The organism is Acidovorax sp. KPB24-07 (assembly GCF_057543315.1).
This window is the reverse complement of record NZ_BAAJYS010000196.1, coordinates 1-7,052: the sequence shown is the minus strand read 5'-3', so window position 1 is coordinate 7,052 and position 7,052 is coordinate 1. Positions and strand designations below refer to the sequence as shown.

Genomic DNA, 7,052 nt, shown 5'->3' with positions numbered 1-7,052 from the left:
AACCGGCGCGCGATGCGGGCGCGCCTGCAGCGACCGTGCCTGCCGAGCCGATGCCGCCGCAGACCACCAGCGCCCCCGTTGCCGAGCCGGAACCATCCGTCGCAGCCCTGCCGGTGCCTGCGCCCGATTCCACGCCCGCGTGGGAAGACGCCGGCACGCCGGTGCAGCCCCCTCCCGGCGAGCCCCAGCCGGCAGCCTCGCCGGTGCGGCTACCCGTCCATTCGCCCGATGATTTCCGCCGCGCGGCCTCTCCAGCCCCTGTGCCAGCGCAACGACCAGTGGCGTCGGCGCCGTCGGCGCCCGAATACATGGCGATCCCCGTGCGCACCGCTCCCGAGCCGGGCGCGCGCCTGCAGCCGCTCGCGCCGACGGGCTCCCTTCCCGCATCCGCCCGCTACACGGCCACGGAAGAGGGCGATGTCTGGCACGCCACCGTGCAGCAACTCGTGGCTGCCGAGGCCATTGCGGCGCTGGTGCGGGAATTGGCCCTGCAGTCCCAATTGGTGGCACGTGACGCCGGACACTGGCTGCTGCGCGTGGAGCGTGAATCGCTCAACCAGCCCGTGGCGCGCGAGCGCCTGCGGGCGGCGCTGGAGGCCGCGGGCCATGCGACCCAGATCAGCGTCGAACTGGGCGTGGTCATCGACAGCCCGGCCCGGCGCAATGCGGCCGCCGCGGCAGAGCGCCAGCGCCTGGCCGAGGAGATCGTGCACAACGACCCGTACGTGCAGACGCTGGTGCGGGACTTCGGCGCCAAGATCGTGCCGGGCAGCATCAAGCCGGCATGACGGCAGGCGTTGCCATCCTCCAGACGATTCGTTGATTCATTCATTCCATTCAAGCCTCCCCTTCATTCCCATCAGAAAAGGAAAACTCACATGTTCAACAAGGGACAACTCGCCGGCCTCATGAAGCAGGCCCAGGCCATGCAGGACAACCTGAAGAAGGCCCAGGACGAACTCGGCAACATCGAAGTGGAAGGCGAATCCGGCGCGGGCCTGGTGAAGGTGCTCATGACCTGCAAGCACGACGTCAAGCGCGTGACCATCGACCCCAGCCTGCTGGCCGATGACAAGGACATGCTCGAAGACCTTGTGGCGGCCGCCTTCAATGCGGCGGTGCGCAAGGCAGAAGAAACCTCGCAGGAAAAGATGGGCAAGCTGACTGCTGGCATGCCGGGGCTGCCTCCCGGGATGAAATTCCCTTTCTGATCCAGGTGGCGGCCGCCGGGCGCGCCGCACCCTTTCATTGCCTTTCGCGGGCATGTCTCTTTGATTCTTGAACGGCGCCTTGCATGTCCGACACCAATTCCCTCGATGCCCTGGTCCAGGCGCTGCGCCGCCTGCCGGGCGTGGGCGTGAAGTCGGCACAGCGCATGGCCTTCCATCTGCTGCAGCACGACCGCGAAGGCGCCGAGGTGCTATCGCGGGCGCTCCATGAAGCGACAGTGTCGGTGCACCACTGCGAACGCTGCCACACCTTCACCGAAGCCGCGGTGTGCGACACCTGCCTGGACCCGGAACGCGATGCCAGCCGGCTGGCCGTGGTGGAAACCCCGGCCGATCAGGCCGCGCTGGAGCGCACGGCGGCGTTTCGCGGGCTGTACTTCGTGCTCATGGGGCGGCTGTCGCCACTGGACGGAGTGGGGCCGAAGGACATCGGGCTGCAAAAGCTCATGGAGCGGGCCACCGATGGCGTGGTGCAGGAGGTGATTCTGGCCACCAATTTCACGGCCGAGGGCGAGGCCACGGCCTATGTCATCAGCGAGGCACTCAAGAGCCGGGGGCTGCACGTCACCCGGCTGGCCCGCGGTGTTCCGGTGGGCAGCGAACTGGAATACGTGGACCTGGGCACCATCGCGCATGCGCTGGTCGATCGCCGCTGACACTATAAAATTGATAGCTGCCAGCGCAATGTTCAATGGCGCTGGAGCACGAAAAGGCTTGAACCATGAATTCCCTACATGTGGCGCATTTCACCGTCGCCTACTGGTGCGTGCTGCTGATGGCGCTGCTGCCCACGGGGTGCGCCCTGATCGCCAAGCGCGGCAGCTTCCAGGTGTCGGACAACCGCGATCCGCGTGGATGGGCCTCCCGGCAGACCGACTGGCGCGCCCGTGCCCTGGCCGCACAGTCCAACACCTTCGAAGCACTGCCGTTCTTCATCGGTGCGGTGGTGATCGCGCACCAACTGGGGGCCGGGCAGACGCTGCTCGATATCCTGGCGTTCCTCTTCGTGATGCTGCGCGTCTTCTACGTGATGATGTACGTGTCCGACCTGCCCACCGCCCGCAGTGCCGTGTGGCTCGGGGCGCTGGTGGTCAACATCGCCATTCTCTTCATCGGCTACCGCTGAGGCGCCGCCGCGGTGGTACCGCGGCAATCCACCGCCTGGATCGCCCTGGCATCCATCCATTAACCCGACTTTCCGTGCCTGTCCCTCAGGGATTGCCCTGACGGGGCGGCTGCGCGCAGGTGGCACGATTGCTGCACTGCAGCATTTCCTTGAATTCGCTTTTCCCCATGGATTTTCCTCGCATCCGCCGCCGCCACTTCGGTACGTTGTCCGCCCTCTCGATGGCGGCCTGGGCGGGCGCGGATGCCTTGGCGGTGCCGTCGCCGTTCAAGGCTGGGACCGGTCCGCTGCGGGTGGCGGTCGGGGGCTCGGGGCTGCTGTACCACCTGCCGCTGACCATCGCTCAGGAGCTGGGCTTCTTCCGGGCCGAGGGGTTGCACGTGGTGGTTCAGGACTACCCGGGCGGCGCCCTGGCCTTGCAGGCGTTGCAGGACGGCGAGGCCGATGTGTGCTCGGGCGCGTACGACCACGTGCTGCGTCAGCAACTGCAGGGCCGCAGCTACTGCGCCATCGTGCTGCAGGGGCGGGCGCCGCAACTGGCCCTGGCGGCATCGACACGGGCATGGCCCGTCAAGAGCGTGAGCCGCTTCAAGGGCATGCGCGTGGGCGTGTCGGCCCTGGGGTCTTCCACCCACCATGTGGCGCAGTTGATGCTGTCGCGGGATGGCGCGCCGCTGGACGAGGTGTCCTTTGTCGGTGTGGGCTCCGCCCTGGGGGCGGTGGCCGCGCTGCGACAGGGGCGGGTGCATGCGCTGTGCCATGCCGATCCGATCGTCAGCGCGCTGGAGCAGCGCGCCGAGGTGCGGGTGCTGTGCGACACGCGCTCACTCAAAGGGTCGCAGGAGCTGTTCGGCGGCACCATGCCGGCCGCCAGCCTCTATGCGCCGCAGTCGTTTGTGCAAAAGCAGCCGGCCCGCTCGCAGGCCCTGGCCAATGCCATGGTCCATGCCCTCAAATGGCTGCAGACAGCCAGCCCGGCCGACCTGGTGCGGGCCGTGCCGTCCGGGTACCTGCTGGGCGAGCGGGGGGCTTATCTGGCGGCATTCCACAAGGTGCGGGACACCTTCTCGCCCGACGGCCTCATGCCCGATGACGGCCCGGCCAACGCGGCGCGGGTGGTGGCCCGCCTGCGATCCGAACTGGCGCCGCTCAAGATCGATCTGGGGCGCACGTTCACGAACGAATTCGCGCGCAAGGCCAAGCAGAAGTTCAATGCCTGAGGGGCAGGTCCCTGCGGTGCCTGCTTGCGCCGGCCGGCACTTTGGCTGAACTGTCCGACACACGGCGGCAAGGGTGTGGCGATAGAGTCGAGGGCGCGCCGGCGTCGGTCTCACCGCGGCGCTGCAATGCACCGGTTGCGCTCCTTCATTCCATCACTCCAACAAGGATCTTTCCATGTCGCTGAACCTCAGTATCGGCCCCCTCGTTTCCCTGATCGCAGGCATCCTGATCCTGGTCATGCCCCGCCTGCTCAACTACATCGTGGCCCTGTACCTCATCGTGATGGGCGTGCTGGGCTTGGTCGGCATGCACAACCTGCGCCTCTGAAGCGCATGCTTGCCGGGCCGCCCCGCACACGCGCTGGACGGCCAGCCTCTTCAGGGCGATGCCTTGATTCGGCCTGGCTGCCGCTCAGCGCTTCTTGCGCGAGGGCGTTCCACCCTTGCGGGTGGGGGCCGCAGGGGCCTTGGCGCCTCGCGTGGAGGTCTGCTTGATCGCCGGGCGCGCGGACGAGGTGGCGGCCAGCTTCACCGGCAGGTACATCACGACCTGCTGGCCGGCCTTGAAGGCGGCGTTGGCCTTGACGTCGTTCCATTCGGCCACATTGGCGGCGCTCACCTTGTAGCGGTTGGCGATGCTGGCGACCGAGTCGCGCTTGCCAGCGCGCACCGTGGTGCGGCGCGTGACGATTTCCGGCGTGAAAGCAACCTGCCCGTTGTCTGCCACCTGGCTGGACACGTCCTGGCGCGTGGTCGTGGCACGGGGCACCATCAGGGCCGAACCCGCCTTGATCATCATGCGCGGCGGAATGCGGTTCACGTTGCGCAGGTCGTTCTCGCTCATGCCGACGCGTTGGGCAGCGGTTGCCACCGTCATGGTGGTGGGCACGCTCCACACCGTCCAGCTGGCGTACTGGCCTTCGCGGTGGGCTTCCAGGTTCTTGAGGAACACCTTGGCGTTGTCCCAGGGCAGCAGGATCTGCGGCATGCCCGCGGCCAGGATCACGGGGCGGTGCAGCGAGGGGTTGAGTGCGCGGAAGTCCTCTTCGCGCACCCCGGCCAGGCTGGCCACCAGCGAGACATCGATATCGTGCGTGATGTCCACCGTCTGGAAGTAGGGGTGGTTTTCGATCAGCGGCAGTTCGGTGCGAAACGCCTGCGGGTTGGCGACGATGTTCTTCACCGCCTGCAGCTTGGGCACGTACATGCGGGTTTCGGCCGGCATGGTGAGTTCGGTGTAGCTGGTGCCCAGGCCCAGCTTCTGGTTGCGGGCGATGGCCCGGCTCACGCTGCCTTCGCCCCAGTTGTAGGCGGCCAATGCCAGGTGCCAGTCGCCGAACATGCCATACAGGCGCTGCAGGTAATCGAGTGCGGCGCGCGTGGAGGCCAGCACGTCGCGGCGGTCGTCGCGGAAGGCGTTCTGCTTGAGCTGGTAGTCGCTGCCGGTGGCCGGCATGAACTGCCACATGCCGGCGGCCTTGGCGCTGGAGACGGCCTGCGGATTGAAGGCGCTCTCGATGTAGGGCAGCAGGGCCAGTTCGGTGGGCATGCCCCGCAGCTCGAGCTCTTCGACGATGTGGAACAGGTATTTGCTCGAGCGCTCGGTCATGCGCTGCATGTAGTCGGGGCGCGTGGCATACCACTGCTCGCGGTCGCGCACGAGGTCCTGGTCCAGGTCGGGCATGGCGAAACCGCGGCGGATGCGGTCCCACAGGTCGGAGGGCGCGTAGAGCGATGCCACCTCGCCGTTGCTGGCCTGCACGGCCGAGATCGGCTGCAGCGGCCCGGAGGGGATCAGAGGCGTGTGGGAGGACGAAGACGAGGTGTCGGTGGTGGCCGGCGAAGAACCGTCCTTGTTCGCGGCGCTTCCGGGCGGGGTGCCTTGCGTGGCGCAGCCGGTGAGCCAGACCACGCTTGCCAGGCCCAGGATGTGCAAAATTTTCATTGAAACTCGTTTTTCCATTGGCGCAGCGCCGCGAGAACGGCCACTGCATCTTGGGGATCGACCTGCGCATCGAAGGCCCGGGCGGCCTGGGCCACCGTGGGTTGCCGCGTGCGCAGGAAAGGGTTGATGTCGCGCTCGGTGGCCAGGCGCGAGGGCAGCGTGGGCCGGCCCTGCTGCCGCAGCGCCTCGCAGTCGCGGGTGTACTGCCGCAACGCCCCGTTGCCGGGCTCCACCGCCCGGGCGAACTTCAGGTTGGACAGCGTGTACTCGTGTGCGCAGCACACACGGGTGTCGCCTGGCAGCGCGGCCAGGGTGTCGAGCGACGCCTGCATCTGCGCGGGCGTGCCTTCGAACAGCCGGCCGCAGCCGCCGGAAAAGAGGGTGTCCCCGCAGAACAGCACGGGGGTACCGTTCACATCGGGGGCGTAATAGGCGATGTGCCCCGCCGTGTGGCCGGGCACGTCGAATACCTGAAAGCGCAGGCCCAGCACCTCGGCCGTGTCTCCCTGCACCAGGCGGGTGATGGGTTCGGGCACGGTTTCGTGCGCGGGGCCGAAGACGCGGGCGCCTGTGGCCTCGCGCAGCGCCGGCACGCCGCCGACATGATCGGCGTGGTGGTGCGTGACTAGAATCGCCTGCAATGGCAGGTCCAGGGTTTGCAATGCCTGCAACACCGGGCCCGCTTCTCCCGGATCGACCACGACCGCAGCCTGCGCGTCGTGCAGCATCCAGATGTAGTTGTCGGTAAAGGCGGGCAGCGGCAGCAAGTTCATGAGCGATGAAATCATTACTTCGTCACTTCGTTGGGGCATTCAGCAATGGCCCTAAAACGGGTCTCTGTGGCGCATAACGCGTCCGCCAAGGATTCATCACTCGATCCACGACAGCGCGGCTAACCTGCAATTGTCGCGCAATCTCGGCCTGAGTCGCTCCGAGCAAAACTAACTGACGGACCTCGGCCTCCTGTTCCAGTGTCAACGTGCGCGGCCTGCCATGCCGTTGCCCCCGAGAAATCGCCGCCACCTGGCCGGCAATCACCCTCTCCCTGATGATGCCGCGTTCGAGCTGGGCCACGGCGCCCAGGACCTGCAGCATGAACACGCCCATCGGGCTCGTCGTATCCAGCGGCTCGTTCAGGCTGCGCACCTCGGCGCCGGCCAGCTTGATCCGATCCAGGATCGACAGTAGATCTACCAGCGAGCGGGCTACCCTGTCCAGTTTGTAGACCACAAGCACATCTCCCCGTGTTAGGGATTTCAGGCAGCGCTGCAGTTCGTACCGCTGGCCGATGCTGCTGGCCTTCTCCTCGTAAATCGTGCCCACTCCAGCTGCAGCGAGCGCGTCCAGCTGCATGCGGGTTTCTTGCTCACGGGTCGAGACTCTGGCGTATCCAATCAAGCGCATAAAAGGTTCCTCCTGCAGGAAATCTTGCTGTTTTTCCCACTTGGTAAAAGCTCAAAATGCCGGCCCCAAAAGGTAGTAGGACATAAGCGCCTGGTCAGAAAAAAATGCAGGGCGCATCCACTGCGTGG

9 protein-coding genes are annotated in these 7,052 nt (G+C 66.7%); 6 read left to right on the top strand and 3 right to left on the bottom strand.

Annotated elements, in window-relative coordinates; all coding sequences use genetic code 11:
• The 6 genes from AC27IQ_RS16805 to AC27IQ_RS16780 all read left to right on the top strand — a co-directional run.
• On the top strand, window positions 1–788 hold a 788-nt coding region (locus AC27IQ_RS16805; RefSeq protein ID WP_487090131.1), incomplete at its 5' end, for a DNA polymerase III subunit gamma/tau C-terminal domain-containing protein.
• 90 nt (window positions 789–878) lie between these two features.
• On the top strand, window positions 879–1,211 hold the full coding sequence (locus AC27IQ_RS16800) for a YbaB/EbfC family nucleoid-associated protein (protein ID WP_272568985.1): 333 nt from the start codon (window positions 879–881) through the stop codon (window positions 1,209–1,211).
• Window positions 1,212–1,294: 83 nt separating this feature from the next.
• Window positions 1,295–1,885: a recombination mediator RecR gene (gene recR, locus AC27IQ_RS16795; protein WP_284400952.1), complete on the top strand. Its 591-nt coding sequence runs from the start codon at window positions 1,295–1,297 to the stop codon at window positions 1,883–1,885.
• Window positions 1,886–1,950: 65 nt separating this feature from the next.
• The gene (locus AC27IQ_RS16790) at window positions 1,951–2,355 is read left to right on the top strand and encodes an MAPEG family protein (RefSeq protein WP_487090130.1); all 405 of its coding nucleotides are present in this window, start codon (window positions 1,951–1,953) and stop codon (window positions 2,353–2,355) included.
• Between the two features lie 167 nt (window positions 2,356–2,522).
• Window positions 2,523–3,575 carry an ABC transporter substrate-binding protein gene (locus AC27IQ_RS16785; protein WP_284428531.1) on the top strand — a complete coding sequence of 351 codons (1,053 nt, stop codon included), beginning with the start codon at window positions 2,523–2,525 and terminating at the stop codon, window positions 3,573–3,575.
• A 175-nt stretch (window positions 3,576–3,750) separates the two neighbouring features.
• Window positions 3,751–3,903, top strand: coding sequence for a DUF3096 domain-containing protein (locus AC27IQ_RS16780; RefSeq protein WP_272547845.1), 153 nt, complete (start codon window positions 3,751–3,753; stop codon window positions 3,901–3,903).
• Window positions 3,904–3,987: 84 nt separating this feature from the next.
• Here AC27IQ_RS16780 and AC27IQ_RS16775 read toward each other — a convergent pair whose 3' ends face one another.
• Genes AC27IQ_RS16775 through AC27IQ_RS16765 form a run of 3 tightly spaced genes read right to left on the bottom strand, consistent with a single transcriptional unit; the run spans window position 3,988 to window position 6,873 of the window.
• A complete protein-coding gene (locus AC27IQ_RS16775) occupies window positions 3,988–5,520 on the bottom strand; it encodes a transglycosylase SLT domain-containing protein (protein WP_487090129.1) in 1,533 nt (510 codons plus the stop codon).
• Entirely contained in the window at window positions 5,517–6,293 is a 777-nt protein-coding gene (gene gloB, locus AC27IQ_RS16770) for a hydroxyacylglutathione hydrolase (RefSeq protein ID WP_487090132.1), read from the bottom strand. Before gloB ends, AC27IQ_RS16775 begins: the two co-directional genes overlap by 4 nt.
• A 22-nt stretch (window positions 6,294–6,315) precedes the next feature.
• Window positions 6,316–6,873 (bottom strand): recombinase family protein, encoded by a 558-nt coding sequence (locus tag AC27IQ_RS16765; RefSeq protein ID WP_487090128.1) that lies wholly within the window; start codon window positions 6,871–6,873, stop codon window positions 6,316–6,318.
• Between the last annotated feature and the right edge of the window lie 179 nt (window positions 6,874–7,052).

Bases quoted from the DNA above. Each gene is read 5' to 3' on its own strand.
- AC27IQ_RS16800 (WP_272568985.1), top strand. From the start codon at position 879: ATGTTCAACAAGGGACAACTCGCCGGCCTCATGAAGCAGGCCCAGGCC.
- recR (WP_284400952.1), top strand. From the start codon at position 1,295: ATGTCCGACACCAATTCCCTCGATGCCCTGGTCCAGGCGCTGCGCCGC.
- AC27IQ_RS16790 (WP_487090130.1), top strand. From the start codon at position 1,951: ATGAATTCCCTACATGTGGCGCATTTCACCGTCGCCTACTGGTGCGTG.
- AC27IQ_RS16785 (WP_284428531.1), top strand. From the start codon at position 2,523: ATGGATTTTCCTCGCATCCGCCGCCGCCACTTCGGTACGTTGTCCGCC.
- AC27IQ_RS16780 (WP_272547845.1), top strand. From the start codon at position 3,751: ATGTCGCTGAACCTCAGTATCGGCCCCCTCGTTTCCCTGATCGCAGGC.
- AC27IQ_RS16775 (WP_487090129.1), bottom strand. From the start codon at position 5,520: ATGAAAATTTTGCACATCCTGGGCCTGGCAAGCGTGGTCTGGCTCACC.
- gloB (WP_487090132.1), bottom strand. From the start codon at position 6,293: ATGAACTTGCTGCCGCTGCCCGCCTTTACCGACAACTACATCTGGATG.
- AC27IQ_RS16765 (WP_487090128.1), bottom strand. From the start codon at position 6,873: ATGCAGCTGGACGCGCTCGCTGCAGCTGGAGTGGGCACGATTTACGAG.